The 19,149-nt window shown below is 50.8% G+C and carries 17 protein-coding genes; 1 reads left to right on the forward strand and 16 read right to left on the reverse strand.

The window, feature by feature from the left end; all coding sequences use genetic code 11:
* Nucleotides 1-33: 33 nt before the first annotated feature.
* From DFR42_RS05720 to DFR42_RS05755, 8 genes are all read right to left on the reverse strand, one after another.
* Nucleotides 34-288: an acyl carrier protein gene (locus DFR42_RS05720; RefSeq protein ID WP_110254261.1), complete on the reverse strand. Its 255-nt coding sequence runs from the start codon at nt 286-288 to the stop codon at nt 34-36.
* A 28-nt stretch (nt 289-316) separates the two neighbouring features.
* Nucleotides 317-571: a phosphopantetheine-binding protein gene (locus DFR42_RS05725; RefSeq protein ID WP_110253930.1), complete on the reverse strand. Its 255-nt coding sequence runs from the start codon at nt 569-571 to the stop codon at nt 317-319.
* Nucleotides 564-1,337 carry a lysophospholipid acyltransferase family protein gene (locus tag DFR42_RS05730; RefSeq protein WP_110253931.1) on the reverse strand — a complete coding sequence of 258 codons (774 nt, stop codon included), beginning with the start codon at nt 1,335-1,337 and terminating at the stop codon, nt 564-566. Before DFR42_RS05730 ends, DFR42_RS05725 begins: the two co-directional genes overlap by 8 nt.
* Nucleotides 1,330-2,067 carry a beta-ketoacyl synthase chain length factor gene (locus DFR42_RS05735; protein ID WP_110253932.1) on the reverse strand — a complete coding sequence of 246 codons (738 nt, stop codon included), beginning with the start codon at nt 2,065-2,067 and terminating at the stop codon, nt 1,330-1,332. The genes DFR42_RS05730 and DFR42_RS05735 overlap by 8 nt, the downstream gene beginning before the upstream one ends.
* Nucleotides 2,068-2,400: 333 nt before the next feature.
* On the reverse strand, nt 2,401-5,547 hold the full coding sequence (locus tag DFR42_RS05740; protein ID WP_110253933.1) for an efflux RND transporter permease subunit: 3,147 nt from the start codon (nt 5,545-5,547) through the stop codon (nt 2,401-2,403).
* Nucleotides 5,548-5,556: 9 nt separating this feature from the next.
* Nucleotides 5,557-6,786 (reverse strand): efflux RND transporter periplasmic adaptor subunit, encoded by a 1,230-nt coding sequence (locus DFR42_RS05745; RefSeq protein WP_110253934.1) that lies wholly within the window; start codon nt 6,784-6,786, stop codon nt 5,557-5,559.
* Between the two features lie 28 nt (nt 6,787-6,814).
* Entirely contained in the window at nt 6,815-8,233 is a 1,419-nt protein-coding gene (locus DFR42_RS05750; RefSeq protein WP_110253935.1) for an efflux transporter outer membrane subunit, read from the reverse strand.
* Between the two features lie 44 nt (nt 8,234-8,277).
* Nucleotides 8,278-8,985 (reverse strand): CerR family C-terminal domain-containing protein, encoded by a 708-nt coding sequence (locus DFR42_RS05755; protein ID WP_245936837.1) that lies wholly within the window; start codon nt 8,983-8,985, stop codon nt 8,278-8,280.
* 238 nt (nt 8,986-9,223) lie between these two features.
* Here DFR42_RS05755 and DFR42_RS05760 point away from each other — a divergent pair, with 238 nt between their 5' ends.
* The gene (locus DFR42_RS05760) at nt 9,224-11,212 is read left to right on the forward strand and encodes a methyl-accepting chemotaxis protein (RefSeq protein ID WP_146218789.1); all 1,989 of its coding nucleotides are present in this window, start codon (nt 9,224-9,226) and stop codon (nt 11,210-11,212) included.
* A gap of 88 nt (nt 11,213-11,300) precedes the next feature.
* Here the strand turns inward: DFR42_RS05760 and DFR42_RS05765 are convergent, their stop codons facing one another.
* From DFR42_RS05765 to thrS, 8 genes are all read right to left on the reverse strand, one after another.
* Nucleotides 11,301-11,675, reverse strand: a complete 375-nt coding sequence (locus tag DFR42_RS05765) for a MerR family transcriptional regulator (protein ID WP_110253937.1) — start codon at nt 11,673-11,675, stop codon at nt 11,301-11,303.
* An 8-nt stretch (nt 11,676-11,683) separates the two neighbouring features.
* Nucleotides 11,684-12,037 carry an integration host factor subunit alpha gene (locus DFR42_RS05770; RefSeq protein ID WP_456243381.1) on the reverse strand — a complete coding sequence of 118 codons (354 nt, stop codon included), beginning with the start codon at nt 12,035-12,037 and terminating at the stop codon, nt 11,684-11,686.
* Nucleotides 12,038-12,139: 102 nt separating this feature from the next.
* A complete protein-coding gene (gene pheT, locus DFR42_RS05775; RefSeq protein WP_110253939.1) occupies nt 12,140-14,566 on the reverse strand; it encodes a phenylalanine--tRNA ligase subunit beta in 2,427 nt (808 codons plus the stop codon).
* Nucleotides 14,567-14,640: 74 nt separating this feature from the next.
* Nucleotides 14,641-15,657, reverse strand: coding sequence for a phenylalanine--tRNA ligase subunit alpha (pheS, locus tag DFR42_RS05780; protein ID WP_110253940.1), 1,017 nt, complete (start codon nt 15,655-15,657; stop codon nt 14,641-14,643).
* A gap of 140 nt (nt 15,658-15,797) precedes the next feature.
* Nucleotides 15,798-16,157, reverse strand: a complete 360-nt coding sequence (gene rplT / locus DFR42_RS05785) for a 50S ribosomal protein L20 (protein ID WP_110253941.1) — start codon at nt 16,155-16,157, stop codon at nt 15,798-15,800.
* Between the two features lie 28 nt (nt 16,158-16,185).
* Nucleotides 16,186-16,383: a 50S ribosomal protein L35 gene (gene rpmI, locus DFR42_RS05790; RefSeq protein ID WP_110253942.1), complete on the reverse strand. Its 198-nt coding sequence runs from the start codon at nt 16,381-16,383 to the stop codon at nt 16,186-16,188.
* Between the two features lie 201 nt (nt 16,384-16,584).
* Nucleotides 16,585-17,106: a translation initiation factor IF-3 gene (gene infC, locus DFR42_RS05795; protein WP_110253943.1), complete on the reverse strand. Its 522-nt coding sequence runs from the start codon at nt 17,104-17,106 to the stop codon at nt 16,585-16,587.
* A 70-nt stretch (nt 17,107-17,176) separates the two neighbouring features.
* On the reverse strand, nt 17,177-19,084 hold the full coding sequence (gene thrS, locus DFR42_RS05800; protein WP_110253944.1) for a threonine--tRNA ligase: 1,908 nt from the start codon (nt 19,082-19,084) through the stop codon (nt 17,177-17,179).
* Nucleotides 19,085-19,149 lie beyond the last annotated feature (65 nt).

The following is a 19,149-nucleotide window of genomic DNA, read 5'->3' on the forward strand; positions in this document are numbered from 1 at the left end:
GGATGACCGCAACAACGGTCAGGATAGCGCGAACTATGTTGACTGCTCCGCCTGCAGATTGAGCAAGGCATCAATCACGTCGCCAATAGTACGTATCTTTTTAAACACTTCAGGCTGCAGACGCATGCCTGTCATTTGCTTGAGTTTGACTGCCAGGTCGACTGCATCAATGCTGTCAATGTCCAGATCTGCATACAGATTGGATTCCAGCGTCAGACTGGCTTTATCCAGTTCAAACATCTCAGCCAGCAAATCGACTACCCAGACATAGAGCTCGTCTCTGCTCATTTCACTTACCACTACCATTACAGACTCCTTACTTCTTTCTATTTGCAGCAATTAATGCTGCCAGTGCGTTCACCGATGCAAAATGGCGGCGCGTATCTTCGGAATCAGCCGAGAGCGAGATACCGTAGCGCTTTTGCAGTGCCACACCCAGTTCAAGTGCATCGATAGAATCGAGACCCAGGCCTTCAACAAACAAAGGCGCGTTACTATCGATATCGTCAGCCGTGATATCTTCCAGTTGCAACACTTCAATGATCAGTTCTTTTACTTCTTGCTCAAGCATGACGTTGATTTTCCTCGGTAAAATAATGCTGCAGATGTTCCGTCAAATGACGGGCCGCCATGACATCCGACTGTCCAGCACCAATAAAATGCTGGATCGGAATATCTTCTTTAACTTCTATCCTGAACTGCGCAAAACGTTCTGGCACGTGCCACCACTTCTCACCCTTGCCCAAAGTCGGCGGATCACAACGTATGACCACTGGCGTTACTGCGCAAACTCCGCGCACCGCAATATTTGCGGCACCACGCTTTAAACTGATAACACCGTCAGCGGGAGTACGTGTTCCTTCAGGAAACACAATCAGATTATTGCCTGCCTGCAAAGACGCGATACAGGCTTCCAATAATTCTGTACCCTGCTCATTACTGATATAAGCAGCCGCTCTTACGGGACCACGGGTAAACGGGTTATTCCACAGATGACTTTTGACGATGCAATCTGCATTTTTAACAAAAGCCATCAAAAAAACTGTATCGATCAGGGTAGGATGATTTGCCAGTATCAGCAAGCCACCTCGCTCCAGCCTGTTAAGACCAGTGATCTCATAACGCAAGACGCCAAGCAGCCGCATCAGGCCGACAAAGCCACGGAAGGTCAACCGTATGATGTTACGCGCCACCCTGGTCCGTTTTTCTTGTTGCCATACCAGCACATACAAGGCCGGGAACACCAGTACCCGCAACAGTAAACCGCCTATGCCAAACGTCAAAAAGCTGATGCCTGTAGCCAAAACCCGCCAACCACGGTCAAGCCTGTCAAACATGGCGAGACCACAGCCAGCGCCGTTTACCCACTATACGCTGCATCTGCGCTTGTTCTCCGATTTGGAAACGTAATACTTCCAATCCGCCTGACATGTCATTGGCGTTTATGTCCTGCTCATCAACTTCATCCCAATTCAGATGAATCACGTCTTGCTGCGCTGGCACCATCAGCCAGGCCCATGCAAAGGCTTGCTCATCACAGTCCTGAAATTCGGTAAACACGGATGGCAAAGTCTGATCATAAGCCACCAGCATCACCATGGGTGCGCCGTCTGCCAGCAAACCACAGGCCTCAATGACGGCATGCTCTATTGTACTTTTACCGCCAGCCAGGGCGATATGATTTGCCTGATCCTTGCGTGCAATCGAAAACAAACCAGCACTGGCGTTATGTACGGCCAGACCAAAACCTGTCGGCGACACTGAATTATCCTGTATCAGCTCTGTCAATAAATCGACAGCACGTGTCACCTCACCATGACGGGAACAAAATACCGTGGGAACATTAGTCTGCCCATTCAGGCACTGATATGCAACTTCCAGCGCCATTTTCCCCAGAAAGCCGGCGCGTCTGCGCAACATCGCTGGCATTGCTGCAACACCAGGCTCAGCATCTTCTGCAAAGGGAAATGGCGAAGCCGCCCATGCCTTCCATGCGTCCGCAGTGGCAACACCGGGAGCCCAGGCAGCACAATTATCAATTGAGAAACAAACGCCATTAACACGCATTATTATATTTTTCCATCAAGTTTTCGCATGTCACGGCTAGCGCAAGTGCTGCAGTAAACAATTTGTAACAAATCTGGCCGCATTATAGCAAAGCATCATTAGAGTTCACAATCTGATATATCTTCAGTTATCTTAAGGTTACTTTTATTTACATCTTGTATTTCCAAATAGCAATTAATTTAAACACTCAATAGCAATTGCAAATAGCGCAGACGAAAATCCAAGGCACAAAAAGACGAAGCCCCGCAACAATCATGTTGCGGGGCTTCGTTACTTGCTCAGTTTTATACGCAGTTCATACTGCCTACAACTCAGATTGCCATAATAATAAACTTAAACAGGTTTGGTATCAGGTGTATTCTCATGCTTGCCCTTGAACATGCCACGGATTTTCCCAAGCAAATGTTCAAAATCATCAATGTAGGTGAACACGGCTGGCACCACCAGCAAGCTCAGCAAGGTTGAGGTAATCAAACCACCAATCACGGCAATCGCCATCGGTGAGCGGAAGCTGGGGTCAGCACCCCAACCCAGAGCCAGCGGCATCATGCCTGCACCCATGGCGATGGTAGTCATGATGATCGGGCGGCTGCGCTTATGGCAGGCATCCACCAGAGCATCAAAACGGCTCATGCCTGCTTCTCTTGCCAATACTGCATAGTCAACCAGCAAGATAGAGTTCTTGGTCACGATACCCATGAGCATGATCAAACCTATCATGGATGGCATGGACAAGGCGCGACCCGTCACCAGCAAAGCCACGAAAGCACCACCTATACTCAAAGGCAAAGCGGCCAGGATAGTCACTGGTTGCAAGAAGTCCTTGAACAGCAGAACCAAAACGCCATAGATACACAGCACACCGATCAGCATGGCAATACCAAAACTGGCGAACAGAGCTTGCATCTCCTGTGCATCGCCCAGCTCAGCAATACTGACTGATGGCGGCAGGTTTTTCATGCTTGGTAAGGCGCGCGCTTCTTCATTGACTTCACCCAGTTGACGGCTACCCAGCTCCACATCCAGGGTCACATTGCGTTTGCGGTTCAAACGGTCTATCTGTGCGGGGCCAGATTCCATCGTGACGCTGGCGACACTACCCAGCATGACGGGACCATTTTTACCTGGCACGGTCAGACGTTCTATTTCAGACAAATCTGCCCTGAAGCTGTCAGGCAATTTGACACGGATAGGCACCTGGCGTTGCGACAGGTTCAACTTCGGCAAAGCCTGGTCGTAATCACCAGCAGTCGCCACGCGCACAGTTTCACCAATTGCAGCCGCGGTCACACCAAGATCGGCTGCCCTGGCCACATCTGGACGCACAATGATTTCAGGACGGACCAGCGAAGCACTGGAGCTGACATTGCCTACGCCTTTCAGCGTGCGCAATTCACGCTCAACTTTTTGCGCCGCTTCAACCAGGGCCAAAGGATCTTCACTTTGTAAGACCAGCTGCATTTTGACACCGGTATCTGGTGGGCCTACGGTAAATTTTGCACCAGAAATGTCAGCTATTTCTGTACGAATTTTCGCATCAATGTCAGCAATTGAATCCTTGCGCTTGTTCCTGTGCACTGCTGTTACTGTCAGAACTGCACGCCTGGCTTCTGCCGCTGCACCCGGAGCAAAAGCATCACCACTGGAACCACCACCGATAGAACTGAAGACATTGATAATTTCCTTGTTCTTCATGATGGCAAGCCTGGCCTGCTCAGCGACGGTACGGGTTTCTGCCAGCGTACTACCAGGTGGCAGTTCTATACTGACTTGCGTCTGCGCCCGGTCGGCTGAAGGAACAAACCCGGTTGGCAGCAAACCAACCAGTGCAATCGAAGCAATGAAAAATACCGTTGCTGCTATCATCGTGACCAGACGATGGCGCAAACACCATTGCATGGTTTTCATATAACGGGTCATGAGCCAGCCATCTGCCTGACCATGCTCGCCAGCCTTACCTGGCTTGGGAGCTTTCATGATGTAAGCTGCCATCATAGGCGTCAACAGACGCGCCACCACCAGCGAAGCCAGAATCGCAATCACCGCTGTCCAGCCAAACTGCTTGAAGAACAGACCCGGCACACCACCCATGAAGGCAGTAGGCAAGAACACCGCAACCAGGGCAAAGGTCGTGGCGATAACGGCCATACCAATTTCATCCGCCGCTTCCATGGCTGCCTGCATAGGCGTTTTACCCATGTGCAAATGGCGGGCGATGTTTTCGATTTCCACAATCGCATCATCGACCAGCACGCCCACCACCAGTGCCAGTGACAGCAAAGTCACAGTGTTAAGCGTATAACCAAAATACTTGAGACCGAGGAAGGTAGGTATCACGGACAAAGGCAAAGCAGCTGCCGCCACCAGCGTTGCGCGCCAGTCACGTAAAAACCAGAATACCACCAGGATGGCCAGCAAGGCACCTTCATACAACAAGTCCATCGAGCCATCGAAGTTTTCTTCTACCGGCTGGGCATTATCTATGGCCTGGTGAAACTTCATGTTTGGATGCGCAGCCTGCAATTCATCGACCGCTGCATGCGAACCTTTGGCCACATCAACTTCACTGGCGCCCTTGGTACGGAAGACTTCAAAACCAACCACAGGCTTGCCATCCAGGGTAGCGACAGAACGTGGCTCACTGACGGTATCAAGTACATTCGCCACCTGATCGAGACGTATATGCCTGCCATCTGGCAAAGGAATATCCAGAACAGCCAGTTCAGCAGCCGTCTTGACAGTAGCAATAGTGCGCACGGATTGTTCGGCACCACTGACATCACCACGGCCACCTGGCGCCTCTTGCTGTACCAGTTTCAAACGGCGTGATACATCAACGGCGGCAACATTCAATGCAGCCATCTTGGCAGTATCAAGCTCAACCCGCACTTCACGGCTGACGCCACCCATACGCCTGACCGCGCCGACTCCAGGTACGGCACGCAAGCGTTTTGCGACTGTGTTATCAACAAACCAGCTAAGCTCTTGTGCATCTGGCTTACTGCTTTCACCAGCAATGACTTTACTGTCTTTGCCATCTTCTGCAGCTTCTACCGTATATGTCATGATGACACGGCCAGCAGTGGATGCTTTGGTCACGGTAGGGTCACGCATTTCGCTAGGCAAATCAGCACGCACGGTTGCTACTGCATCACGCACTTCATTGACTGCATCTGAAATTACTTTTTCCAGGATGAACTCAACCGTGACTTCAACATTGCCATCCAGCACCTTGGTGTAGACGTTTTTCACACCTTGCAAGGAAGCGACCGCATCTTCTATCTTGCGGGCGACTTCAGTTTCCAGCTGCGCTGGTGCTGCACCGGACAAGGGGGCACTGACGGTAACGATAGGCAATTCAATGTCAGGGAAATCCTGGACTATGGTGGAGCGGAACGACAATATCCCTGCCAGCGTCAGCAAGATAAACAGCATGATCGCCGGTATGGGATTTTTAATTGAGAGTGAAGAGAAATTCACATGAACCCCTTAGTTTTTTACGGCAGCATTAGCTGGCTTGACTGCCGCCACCACTTTTACCGTATCGCCATCATTGAGGAAGCCAGCACCGCTGGAAACTATCGTGCTGTCGGCGTTCAGGCCTGAGACCACTTCAACCAGGTCACCTTGCGCATTGCTGATACGACGCCCGGTTTGCAACTTGATTTGCGTAACCCGGTTATCTGCATTCAAACGGAAGGCATAGCTGAAACCATCTCTGACCACCACGGCCTGCTGAGGTATGGTCAAGGCTTGTGAACTGCCCATGACGAATTCACCCTTGGCATACATGCCAGGCTTGAATGCCAGTGAGGCTGTAGCTGATTGTGGTTTGCCAGGCGTAGTTGCACTCGCAGTTGCAGCAGTCTCAGGCACCAGATCAACATACACCAGGCCCATCCTGGTTTGCGCATCAACCGTAGGCGACACTACCCTGACCTTGCCCCTCCATTGCGCACCGCCTGGTGCAGTGACGATGGCCTCAGTACCGGCTACTATTTTTGCCATTTCACTGGCTGTTACTTCAGCACGCCATTCCAGACGACCCTGACGTATCATGCGGAACAATTCTGCGCCATTACCAACGACAGAACCCAGGGTAGCTGCACGTGCGGTAATGATGCCACTGTCAGGCGCAACAACGCGGGTATGGCGCATGCGCAATTGCTGGGCATCGACGCCAGCCTTGGCAGACTCTACCCTGGCCTTGGCAGTTTGTTCTGCAGTCAGGTACTGGCCTACTTGCTGGGCGCTGAGTGCACCACTGGTTTGCAGGGTGCGGGCACGTTCAGCATTGGCAGCAGCATCAGCCAGATTGGCCTGCGCCTCAGCCAGACTGGCTTGTGCCAGTGCCAGATCAGCTTTCACGGTTTCGCTGGCAAAGCTGGCCAGCAATTGTCCACGCTGGACCACATCACCTATATTGGCATGCAATTCCTGTATGCGCAGTCCGGCGGCTTCTGATCCTATCAAGGCTTCCTGCCAGGCGGCGACACTACCATTGGCGCTCAGCTTAATGACCAGGTTACCGCTGGTGGCCTTGGTGGTGGTGACTGTCAACGCTGGCTTGACCTTTGCTGCCGGTGTTGAGGCAGAGGCTGTCTTGGAAGGCTCTTCTGCGGCGCTGGAACTGGCTGACAACCATAAGCCACCTGCTCCAAGGGCGATCATGCCAGCCAGACTCAGGGACAGTGGTTTGCGTGCAATAAGTTTCTTCATGTCGAATACGCTTTCTGTTATTTTAAATTCAGGAATTTGTTTTGGACTGGCTGGCTGCTTGCGCGCTCAAGTCCCAGCCACCACCCAGCGCTCTGTACAAGGCAATCCAGGCACGATTTCTATCGAGTTGCAGCGTGATCAGGGCAGACTGGGAAGCAAAGGCGGTGCGCCTTGCATCCTCCAGTTCAAGCAAACTGGCCATGCCGCGGTTGTAGCGCAGTGCCGTCGCCTGCAAGGCCTGGTCATAGCCACGCGCTGAAATTTCAGAATCAAGGCGACGGGCGTCGGTGCTATTCAAATTCACCAGTGCTTCTTCAACTTCACGGACTGCCTGCCTGACTTTGCCGTGATAGTTGCTGCTGGCCGTCAGATATCTTGCCTTCGCGGCTTCAATATTGGCAGTGGTCTGGCCGCCATTAAAGATGGGCAAAGTCAATGCCAGCGGGCCGACTGACCAGGTATCCATACGGGTGTCACTGCCGCCGGCGCTATAACGCATGGTCCCTATCGAACCACTAAGGCTGAGACGTGGATAACGCTGCGCCTCGGCTGCACCAACCTGCGAACTGGCAGCAGCTACATCTTTTTCAGCAGCAAACACGTCTGGACGCTGCGTCAGTAACTGGGCCGGCAAAGTGCTCACAGCCAGCGGCAACAGATTTTTGAAACTGGCTTGCGCACTATTGAGCAATTGTCTCAGCTCAGCCTCAGGCTTGGCGGTCAGCGCAACCAGGGCCTTGATATCAAGGTCACATAATGCGGCTTGCTGAATGGCCCTGCTATTACCTTCTGCCGCACTGGCACGTGCCAGTGCCGAGGTAGCAGTGGCCGACATGCCAGCCTGCGCACTGAGTTCAGTCACCCTGGCAGTTTCGGCGCGCGACTTGGCATCTTGCCAGCTCAGGTCTGCCACTTGCTGGCAGCTCAGTGCCGAGAAATATAACTGTGCCACTTCGGCCGCCACAGATATCCTGGCGTCGTGCCATAGCGCCTGACTACCTTCCAGCGTAGCCTGGGCGGCTTGATTGTTGGCACGGTTGCCGCCAAACAAATCCAGTTCCCAGGAAGTTTGCAAGCCTGCCTGTGCCGTTGTCGCCACTGGCATGCCTGGCTGGTTTTTTGCACGTGTTGCATTGGCCACACCATCCAGCGAAGGCAGTAATGCCGCGCCAGCAGCAACCCGTGCGGCCCTGGCTGTTTCCATGCGTGACCATGCTTGCGACAGTGTAGGGCTGACTTTTTGCGCAGCCTCAATCAGCTCCAATAAGCTAGCGTCGCCATTTGTTTGCCACCAGTTACGCAATTCAGTGTTTTTTTCTGCAGCAGGCAAGATAGCCTGCCATTGCGCTGGTAGGCTGGCTGAACTAGATGCGGGGGGATTGGTAGTGGCACATGCAGCAAGCAGTGTTGCCATGGCCGGGATAAGAAGGAAACGTCGTATAGTCATGTCGTTGTCGAGGATGTGGTTAATCAGAATTCTCTATATATTCGCTATGTTTTCACAGCTAAGCGACGACGCTTTTCGTCATCACACATGGCGATGGCAAAATCCACCAGCCGGGAAGCATAGACATCAATCGCCTTGGGCTTGGCAATCAAAGCAGGCCGGATCGCCTGTATGACGTCACCGCTGATCAGCAAGGAAATCGCCAGACCAGAGATAGAAATAGCCAGCCTGTGCACATCATCATCTGCCTTGCTGATGCCCAGATACCTGCACAAGAATTTGACCATGGCCAGATGCGAAGGCTTGATGGCAGTGTCAATCTCTTCCATCCACAAGCCGGTAGGCTCCAGCATTTCGCGGAAATGCAATTTCATGCAAGTTTCCATCAACTCCCCCTGCTTCATTGAGTCAGTAAAGGTGCAGATCAAGGCTAACAAGGTAGAGCGCAAGTCCGCATCTTCCTGCTCAAATATGGCTGGGTCTACATTGGGATTGGTACGCGGATCATTAAATACGGCACGGTACAAACCAGCTTTATCAGAAAAATAATAACTGATAGCAGATATATTCACATTAGCAGCCTTGGCAATTTCTCTGGTGGAAGTTTTTGCATAGCCTCTTTCAGCGAATAATTGCAGTGCTGCATCCAGCAAACGCGTACGCGCCTCAAGGCCATCGACACGCAATATTTTTCCGTCGGCAGTGGCAACCTGGCTTTCTGGCTGGGCTTGTCGTTGAGCTTGTTGTTTCACGGCTTTTTTCTGACCAGGTGTTTTCATGCCAGGCATACTAACACATAAATCAAACGTTTGATTTAACTAATCCTTATAAAAAAAGTGGGCATTGCCAATTTGAAATTCAAACAGAACATGAAAAAACCTTGCCGCCTGCAAGGATGTTGCCTGCTGTCACTGCATAGTCATATTCACGGTTTAGGCTTCGCCCTAGCTTGACACTACATGCTTTCACAAACTCATTTGGTATATCAAAGTGACTCTACTTACCTCCCCCGCCATCCGTCTTTTGCGCAACGTAAAGATCGCGCACAAGCTTAGTTTTGTTGCCCTGGCCTTTGCGATTCCCTTGCTTATCGTGCTGGCACTGCTATTCCAGAATCTGCGGCAAGACGTTTTGCAAATCCAGGAAAAACAGGCTGCCATCAAGGCCATTGCCACAAAATATGAACTACGCCAGCTGATACAAAGGCAGAGAGCCCTGCAACACATGCGCATCCTGGGCAATAAGCAACTGGACGCCAGCATCAGTGAAAATCAAGGCAAGATAGAAAACCTGCTTAAACAGACTGAGCAAAACAGCTCCATCAGACAAGCATGGACTGCCCAGACTTCAAAGCAGGCAACACTAAAGGCAACCGACAGCTTCACCGAATATGGCAAGCTGTTGAACGCGATAGAGCTTGAGATCACAGAAATTGCCAATAGTTCCAAACTGGCACTGGATAGTGATTTAACAACTCACCAACTGGTCAACATCTATCTCAGCTCCCTGCCACAAATAGAAGAAAAACTATCCGTGATCACCGGACGCGGTGCTGCTTATATTGACACAGGTTTATTTGAAGCTGGTGAAGATGTAATGTTGAATTCCCTGCACATGCTGACAAAACTAAATTTGTCCGAGCTTGCATCCAGCATGCAAAACCTGGGCGCGCAGGGCAAAGAGTATGCATCGGCAAACAGCAATGTTCAAGCCAGCATCACCGGGGCAAAGAAATTTCTGGAGCGCTCTCAGGATGAAGTGCTGGCCTCTGTCAACCAGAGTAACGGACAGGCATTTCTGCAGGCTGGCACCGACAATTTGCAAGCGCTGCAAGCTACGAAAACAGTGATCGCTAATCTCATCGCCGATAATTTGGCCCATGAAATTGCCAAAGCCAACCAGCATGCCTGGCAAATGTCGATTGGTATTATTTTGCTCTTGCTGTTAGCCAGTTATTTCCTGATGGCGATTTATCAGGCTCTGACCTCGGACCTCAAAATACTGGCAAAAGCCGTAGCAGAAACTGCAGCAGGCAATTTGCAAAACCGCGTTAGCAGTCCCGGAAAGGATGAACTGGCGCAGTTAATTAATGCGGTGGGCAGGATGAATGCAGAATTGAGCAGCCTGGTTGCCAATATACGTCTGAGTGCGCAAACCGTAGATGTCATTGCCAGGGAAATTCATGATGAAAACACTGACCTGGCAAGCCGCACTGAAAGCCAGGCAGCATCATTACAACAGACTGCCAGCGCGATGGATGAGCTGACCGCCACCATGTCAGAAAATGCGGGCAACCTTGCACAGGCAAACAGCCTCATGCATAGCTCGGCTGAGCGGGTACAGCAGGGGCTACAAGTCATGGAGAACAGTATCTTGTCCATGCAGACTGTCACCGCCAGTGCCAAAAAGATTACCGAGATCATAGGCGTCATGGACGGCATTGCCTTCCAGACCAATATCCTGGCCCTGAATGCCGCAGTAGAAGCCGCCAGAGCCGGCCAGGAAGGCCGTGGCTTTGCCGTAGTAGCCGCAGAGGTGCGTAACCTGGCACAACGCAGCGCCAATGCCGCCAAGGAGATTAAGGGCTTGATCGCCTCTTCCGGCCAGGCAGTGGAAGCTGGCAGCAAGATGATCAATACCGCAGGACAAACCATGCGCAATATTGCCGACAATGTGCAAGTGGTCACAGAACTCATCAAGCAAATCGCCAAGGCCAGCCAGGAGCAAAGCGTGGGCATCTCTGACGTCAACCGGGCGATTGCTGACATCGATGAAATTACCCAGGACAATACCCGACTGGTAGAAATGGCGAGTGAGTCCACGGCTAAACTGGAAGAACAGGCAGCTTCCCTGGGTGCGGCAGTGAGTGTTTTCAAGACATCGACGATTACTACAGAAGCCCAGCATCTGCATCTGGCCAGCAGTTCGAACGACAGCTATATGCTGACAGCGCCTGGGAAGAAAAGACTGGCTGCATAAGACAAAGTACGTGGGGTAAATAGTCAAATGCCATAGAAAAAGCCACCAGGCATATGCACTGGTGGCTTTTTTTGTATTGCGGTTTATTTCAGACTTTTAGCAAAGTCAGTATGGAGAGCAATTCATCTCTGATCTGATGCAGATTTACAGGCTCGTCTATAGGTTCTTGTACCGCTGTTTCGGCATGTCCACCGTTGACGTTGAGCTTGTTTCTCGCTCCATTGATGGTAAAGCCCTGCTCATATAATAATTCGCGTATACGGCGTATCAGCAACACTTCATGATGTTGATAATAACGACGGTTGCCGCGACGTTTGACAGGCTTGAGTTGCGTAAATTCCTGTTCCCAATAACGCAGAACATGCGGTTTGACGCCACACAATTCACCAACTTCGCCTATCGTAAAATACCGCTTGGCCGGAATAGGCGGCAGCACAAAAGACTCAATCTTGATTTCAGTCATGGAAAATATCAGGCAGCATGGGCAAGAGGTTGATTACCGACGTCGTCGACCATGCCTTTGAGTTTCTGGCTGGCATGGAAAGTGACGACACGACGTGCAGTAATAGGAATTTCTTCACCGGTTTTAGGATTGCGACCAGGACGTTGCGGCTTGTCACGCAGCTGGAAATTGCCAAAGCCGGACAACTTGACAGCCTCGCCTCTTTCCAGTGCGTCACGGATTTCATCAAAAAAAGTTTCTACCATGTCTTTGGCTTCGCGCTTGTTCAAACCTACATGTTCAAACAAGAGCTCGGCCAATTCTGCCTTGGTCAAGGTAGGCAATTCCTTTTCCGCCTGTGACCGCGCCCGGGCTTCCTGCATTGCGCGATTCAAATCAGCATCCAGCACCGACTGGAACTCGGCGGAAATCACATCATTCATTTCGAAACTCTTCTCAATTAATACTAACAAATACAGACAAGATCAACGCAGTTTGGCAGCAAATTGCTGACTTGCGGCTTGTACCAAGGCTTGCATCGCGGCCTCCACTTTATCGTCTTGCAGGGTACTTTGAGTATCTTGCAAGCTAAAGCGGAAAGCAAGACTTTTCTCATCTGCTTCCAGACCTTTTCCACGATATTCATCAAATAAAACAAAGCCTTGCACGATCTTGCATGCTTCATTCTGCTGCGTTTCGCTCTTGAAAACATCCAACAGATTTTGCACTACAACTGTCTGTTTGACAACTAGTGCCAGATCGCGAGTCACAGCCTGAAACTTGGATATTTCCTGATATGAGGGCACTTGCACTTGTTGCAAGGCCGTCACATCAACCTCAAATACCACTGGTGCCAAAGGCAGGTCATATTTTTGCTGCAAACGCGGATGCAATTCACCAATAAAGCCGATGACTTTACCATCAAACTCTATATTGGCGCTGCGACCAGGATGCAGGGCGACATGTTCATTTTTAACAAAACGCAGGGAACCTGGTGCGAACAGAGCCTCGAGGTCAGCCTTGATATCAAAGAAATCGACATTGCGGGTATCCTGGCCCCACTGCTCTTCTGCTACCGGGCCATAAGCGAGTGCCGCCAGGCGTTTAGGCTGGTGATAGCCAGCCACTTCCAGCGGACCATCCTGCACACTGGCATCTTGCAGATACACTGCGCCAATTTCAAAAATGCGTACGCGGTTAAGCTTGCGATTCAGGTTATAGCGGGTATTGGCGATCAGGCTACCTATCAGATTGGTGCGCATGACACTCATCTGGCTGGCAATAGGATTGAGCAGTTTGACTGGCGCATCATTGCCAGCAAAATCTTTTTCCCAGGCTTCTTCGACGAAGCTGTAATTCACGACTTCCTGATAGTCCTGATCAGCCACGAGGCGACGCACAGCAAACAGCGAACGCTGGTTTTCTGGTGCGATCAACATGGCATTGGCAGCTACCGGCGGTAATGCAGGAATATTTTCAAATCCATAGACACGTGCCACTTCTTCGATCAGATCTTCTTCGATTTCTATGTCGAAGCGATAAGATGGCGGCGTCACCAGGAATTCACCCGGCTGCTGGGTGAACTGCAAACCCAGACGCGTGAAAATATCAGCAATCCTGGCATCATCCAGCGCCACACCAATGACTTTCACAGCACGTGCAGTACGCAGCTTGACTGGCGGACGTTGTGGCAGGTTGACGATCTGGTCATCTACCGGGCCCAGCTTGACTTGCTCAGCACCACCACAAATCTCAACGATCAGGGCGCTGATGCGCTCTATGTGCTCAACGATAGAGGCAAAATCGACGCCGCGCTCAAAGCGGTGCGCTGCATCGGTAGAGAAGTTGAAACGACGGGCACGGCCCTGTATCGCCTGCGGCCACCAGAAGGCGGCTTCCAGATAAATGTTTTGCGTATCCAGTGTTACAGATGTGGAATCACCGCCCATGATACCGGCCAGGGATTCAATCTCTTTATCGTCAGAAATAACGCCAACCCAGTCATCCACTTCAACCGTATTGCCATTCAAGAGCTTCAGCGATTCACCCGCCTTACCCCAGCGCACTTCCAGTCCACCGTGGATTTTGTCCAGATCAAACACATGAGAAGGACGACCCAGTTCCAGCATGACATAGTTGGAAATATCCACCAGTGCAGAGATAGGGCGCTGACCACTGCGCTCCAGCCTTTGCTTCATCCATTCTGGTGTCGCGGCACGTGCGTTGACGCCACGGATCACACGACCGGCAAAACGGCCACACAGATCAGGCGCACTGACTTTAACAGGCAAAACTTCTTGCAAAGTCACTGGCAGCACGACTGCCTCTGGCAATTGCATGGCTGTGCCGGTCAGGGCAGATACTTCACGCGCCACGCCGAGCAGCGACAGGCAATCTGCCTTGTTCGGTGTCAGCTTGATGGTGAATTTCAGGTCATTGAGCTGATAGTAATCACGGAAGTTTTGACCGACAGGTGCATCAGATGGCAAGTCCATCAGGCCACCGTGGTCTTCCGACAATTTCAATTCACGGGCAGAGCACAGCATGCCGTAAGACTCTACGCCGCGCAGCTTGCCTATCTTGATTTCAAATGGTTTGCCGTCTGCACCAGGAGGCAGGATGGCACCTACCATGGCGCAAGGCACTTTCATGCCTACGCGTACATTCGGCGCGCCGCAGACGATGTTGAGCAAACTGCCTGTGCCCACATCAACCTGGCAGACATTGAGCTTGTCAGCATCTGGATGCTTGGCGATTTCGCGGATTTCCGCGACGACGACATTATTAAATGGGGGAGCAACCGGCTCCACCTCTTCGACTTCCAATCCCGACATGGTGAGCATATGGGACAACTCATCCGAAGTCATCTTCGGATCGACCATGGTACGTAGCCAGTTTTCAGAAAATTGCATAATTCAGCCGTCTAATGTTGGATACAGGGCGCGATGCGCCACTCAAAAATTCAGGAATGCGCTGTGTAATTCTTTTAGTTGAATTGCTTCAGGAAGCGCAAGTCGCCTTCGTAGAACAGGCGCAAATCATTGACGCCATAACGCAGCATGGTCAGGCGTTCGAGACCAGAACCAAAGGCGAAGCCTATGTATTTCTCCGGATCCAAGCCCATGTTACGCACTACGCTAGGATGTACCTGACCAGAGCCGGACACTTCCAGCCAGCGGCCTTTCAAAGGACCGCTACCAAAGGCGATATCGATCTCGGCAGATGGTTCAGTGAATGGGAAATACGATGGGCGGAAACGCACTTGCAAATCGTCAGTCTCAAAGAAGGCTTTGACGAAGTTCAGGTACACGCCTTTGAGGTCAGCAAAACTGATGTCTTCAGCAATCCACAAGCCTTCAACCTGATGGAACATCGGGGAGTGCGTGGCATCGCTATCGACACGATAAGTACGACCAGGCGCAATGACCTTGATCGGTGGTTTGTTCATGCGTGCATAACGCACCTGCATGGGGCTGGTATGAGTACGCAGCAATAATTGTTTGCCCTGACTATCTTTGCCATCGACATAAAAGGTGTCCTGCATGGAGCGTGCAGGATGATTTTCCGGGCTATTGAGCGCGGTAAAATTGGTCCAGTCCGTTTCGATTTCGGGGCCGTCTGCCACGTCAAAACCGATGGAACGGAAGATTTCTTCAACACGCTGCCAGGTACGCATGACAGGGTGGATACCACCAACGCCACGGCCACGCCCAGGCAAGCTGACATCGATCGCTTCTGCATTCAGGCGTGCCTGCATTTGTGCATTCGCCAGGGCATCACGTCTTTCAGTCAGGGCTTCTTCTATCTGTACTTTGGCGGCATTGATCACTGCGCCCTGTACTTTTTTTTCCTCTGGTGGCAATTTACCCAGACTTTTCATCTGCTCTGTAATCTGACCACTCTTACCAAGGTAAAGCGCTTTCGCGTTCTCTAATGCTGCAGCATCATTTGCTGCCAGAAAATCAGCACGTGCCTGGCTGACGATTTGATCTAAAGGGTTCATGCCTTGTTCCCGCTTACTGTGAAGCTGAAATAATGATCTGAAAACAAAACGGGGCATAGGATTCAACCTCTGCCCCGCTTGATATTTGCAACTGGCTTTCACCAGTCACTACGACTCACTGATTGCGATCACTAATGTGATTAGGCAGCCAGGTTAGCTTTGACTTGATTAACAATCGCAGCGAATGCTGGTTTGTCAGTCACAGCCATGTCAGCCAGTACTTTACGGTCGAGTTCAATTGCGGCTTTTTTCAGGCCGTTCATAAACACGCTGTAAGTCAGGCCATGCTGGCGAGCCGCTGCATTGATACGTGTGATCCACAAAGCGCGGAATACACGTTTCTTGTTGCGGCGATCGCGGTATGCATATTGACCAGCGCGCATAACTGCTTGCTTGGCAATACGGAATACCTTACTACGACGACCACGGTAACCTTTAGCAAGGTTGAGAACTTTCTTATGACGGGCACGAGCTGTAACCCCACGTTTTACTCTAGGCATAATAACTCCTTAAATAATGAGTATGAGGTTAAGCTGTTGGCATCATGCGCATTACGGATACCATGTTGGTGTCATGAACACCTACAGAACCGCGCAATTGACGTTTGTTCTTGGTAGTTTTCTTGGTCAGAATGTGACGTTTGAAAGCTTGACCGCGTTTAACGGTACCACCTGGACGGACGCGGAAGCGCTTCTTGGCGCTGCTTTTCGTCTTCATTTTTGGCATAGTACTATCTGTCTTTTAAGACAGCTCCACTTTTATATGATGGTAGGTGGCAGCAACAATCGCTACTCTTGGATGCCTACTTCTCACTTATTGTGACTCATCCTGAGGATGAGTCTTTCGTAATGCGCGCAATGCGTGCCTCACAAACCTGCTCAGGAAACAAACAGAAAATAAGCAAAACTTATTTTCTGTTACTTCTCATTATTTCTTTTTCTTAGGTGCCAGAATCATGATCATCTGACGACCTTCCATCTTTGGAAACTGCTCGACCTGGCCATACGGCTCCAGATCAGCCTTCAAACGTTCCAACATACGCATGCCGATTTCCTGATGCGCCATTTCACGACCACGGAAACGCAGTGTGATCTTGGTCTTGTCGCCATCATCCAGGAACTTGGTCAGATTACGCAATTTGATATTGTAATCACCATCATCTGTACCCGGACGGAATTTGACTTCCTTGACCAGAATGACTTTTTGCTTCAGCTTGGCTTCGTGAGCTTTCTTTTGCTCCTGGTATTTGAACTTGCCGTAATCCATCAAACGGCAAACTGGCGGCTGCGCCGTCGGCGCTATTTCCACCAAATCAACATTGGCCTCTTCCGCCAAGCGGAAGGCTTCACCCAGTTTTACGATGCCCAGAGGCTCGTTCTCAACGCCGGATAAGCGCACTTCTGGCGCTGTAATTTCACCGTTGATGCGATGTGACTTGTCAGTAGCTATTGCAGTTTCCTTCGAAAATAATAATAAAAGGCTATGCAGCCCTGTTTAAAACAGGGTCGCTGCTAATCTGTTAAACCTTGGTTTCAACTTCGTTTTTTAAACGAGCTATAAAGGCGTCTAGAGGCATTACCCCCAGATCCAGATTGCCACGCGTACGCACAGCCACTGTATTGGCATCCCTCTCTTTGTCGCCTATCACGAGGATATATGGCAGTTTTTGAAGGGAATGCTCGCGTATTTTAAAGGTAATCTTCTCATTACGCAAATCAGTTTTTACTCTAAACCCTTGTTTCTTCAGGATTTCTGCAACAGATTGTGAATACTCCGCCTGCGATTCCGAGATATTCAAGACAGAAACCTGCACTGGCGCCAGCCACAGAGGTAAGGCAGCAGCATGATTTTCTATCAAGATACCTATGAAACGTTCCATCGAGCCCACAATCGCACGGTGCAGCATGATAGGCACTTTGCGACTATTGTCATCTGCGACATATTCCGCACCCAGGCGACCTGGCATGAAGAAGTCAACCTGCATGGTACCAACCTGCCATGGACGGCCCAGGCTGTCTTTCAGGTGATATTCGATTTTAGGACCATAAAAAGCGCCCTCGCCCGGCAATTCTTCCCATTCAACGCCGCAGGAACTCAGCGCAGTACGCAGGGTAGCTTCTGCCTTATCCCAGATTTCATCACTGCCGATGCGATTTTCAGGGCGCAAGGCCAGCTTGATGAAGATTCTTTCAAAGCCAAAGTCCTCATACACCTTCATCGCCTGAGGATGGAAAGCCATGACCTCATCCTGAATTTGCTCTTCAGTACAGAAAATATGACCATCATCCTGAGTAAAGCCACGCACACGCATGATGCCGTGCAAGGCACCAGACGGTTCATTGCGGTGACATTGACCAAACTCACCAAAGCGCAATGGCAGATCACGATAGCTCTTCATGCCAGAATTAAAAATCTGCACATGACCAGGGCAATTCATCGGCTTCAGGGCATATTCACGACTCTCGGATTCAGTGACAAACATATTGTCTTTATAGTTCTCCCAGTGACCTGTCTTACCCCACAGACTTTTATCCAGAATTTGCGGGCCTTTAACCTCTTGATAACCGCAGTCCTGATAGACTTTGCGCATGTATTGCTCAACTTGCTGCCAGATAGTCCAGCCCTTGGCATGCCAGAACACCAGTCCAGGTGCTTCGTCCTGGAAGTGGAACAAGTCCAGCGCCTTGCCGAGCTTGCGGTGATCGCGCTTCTCTGCCTCTTCCAGCATGTGCAGATAAGCTTCCTGATCTTCCTTCTTGGCAAAAGCAGTACCGTAGACACGTTGCAGCATCTCGTTTTTGGAGTCACCACGCCAGTAGGCACCCGCCAGCTTCATGAGCTTGAATACTTTCAACTTGCCAGTCGATGGTACGTGCGGACCACGGCACAAGTCAGTGAAATTGCCTTCTGTATACAGCGACACATCCTGATCAGCAGGAATTGATTCTATGATCTCGGCCTTATAGGCTTCGCCTATGGATTTGAAGTAGGCAACAGCCTCATCGCGCGGCAAGACCTTGCGGGTAACTGGCTCGTCTTTTTTCGCCAGCTCAGCCATTTTCTTTTCTATCGCCACCAGATCATCTGGTGTGAATGGGCGCTTATAGGAAAAGTCATAGTAAAAGCCATTTTCGATGACCGGGCCGATAGTGACCTGGGCATCCGGATACAATTCCTTGACGGCATAGGCCAGCAAGTGAGCAGTTGAGTGACGTATCACTTCCAGGCCGTCAGCATCCTTGTCCGTGACGATGGCCAGATCTGCATCAGCATCAATCAGATGCGAGGTATCAACCAGCTTGCCATTGACGCGGCCAGCCAGAGCAGCTTTTGCCAGGCCAGCACCGATGCTGGCAGCAACTTGCGCCACCGTTACCGGCGCATCGAATTGTCGTTGCGAACCATCAGGAAGTTTTACTGAAACCATGTCACTCTCCAAAGCGGAAAAAATACAAAAATAATTGAGATTATTGAGATAAAGGATGAGTCTAA

It is taken from the genome of Undibacterium pigrum (assembly GCF_003201815.1).
GTDB lineage: Bacteria > Pseudomonadota > Gammaproteobacteria > Burkholderiales > Burkholderiaceae_D > Undibacterium > Undibacterium pigrum.

Coding starts and splice junctions, on each gene's coding strand:
- DFR42_RS05720 (WP_110254261.1), bottom strand. CDS start 288: ATGAGCAGAGACGAGCTCTATGTCTGGGTAGTCGATTTGCTGGCTGAG.
- DFR42_RS05725 (WP_110253930.1), bottom strand. CDS start 571: ATGCTTGAGCAAGAAGTAAAAGAACTGATCATTGAAGTGTTGCAACTG.
- DFR42_RS05730 (WP_110253931.1), bottom strand. CDS start 1,337: ATGTTTGACAGGCTTGACCGTGGTTGGCGGGTTTTGGCTACAGGCATC.
- DFR42_RS05735 (WP_110253932.1), bottom strand. CDS start 2,067: ATGCGTGTTAATGGCGTTTGTTTCTCAATTGATAATTGTGCTGCCTGG.
- DFR42_RS05745 (WP_110253934.1), bottom strand. CDS start 6,786: ATGAAGAAACTTATTGCACGCAAACCACTGTCCCTGAGTCTGGCTGGC.
- DFR42_RS05750 (WP_110253935.1), bottom strand. CDS start 8,233: ATGACTATACGACGTTTCCTTCTTATCCCGGCCATGGCAACACTGCTT.
- DFR42_RS05765 (WP_110253937.1), bottom strand. CDS start 11,675: ATGACTGAAATCAAGATTGAGTCTTTTGTGCTGCCGCCTATTCCGGCC.
- DFR42_RS05770 (WP_456243381.1), bottom strand. CDS start 12,037: ATGCAGGAAGCCCGGGCGCGGTCACAGGCGGAAAAGGAATTGCCTACC.
- pheT (WP_110253939.1), bottom strand. CDS start 14,566: ATGCAATTTTCTGAAAACTGGCTACGTACCATGGTCGATCCGAAGATG.
- pheS (WP_110253940.1), bottom strand. CDS start 15,657: ATGAACCCTTTAGATCAAATCGTCAGCCAGGCACGTGCTGATTTTCTG.
- rplT (WP_110253941.1), bottom strand. CDS start 16,157: ATGCCTAGAGTAAAACGTGGGGTTACAGCTCGTGCCCGTCATAAGAAA.
- rpmI (WP_110253942.1), bottom strand. CDS start 16,383: ATGCCAAAAATGAAGACGAAAAGCAGCGCCAAGAAGCGCTTCCGCGTC.
- thrS (WP_110253944.1), bottom strand. CDS start 19,084: ATGGTTTCAGTAAAACTTCCTGATGGTTCGCAACGACAATTCGATGCG.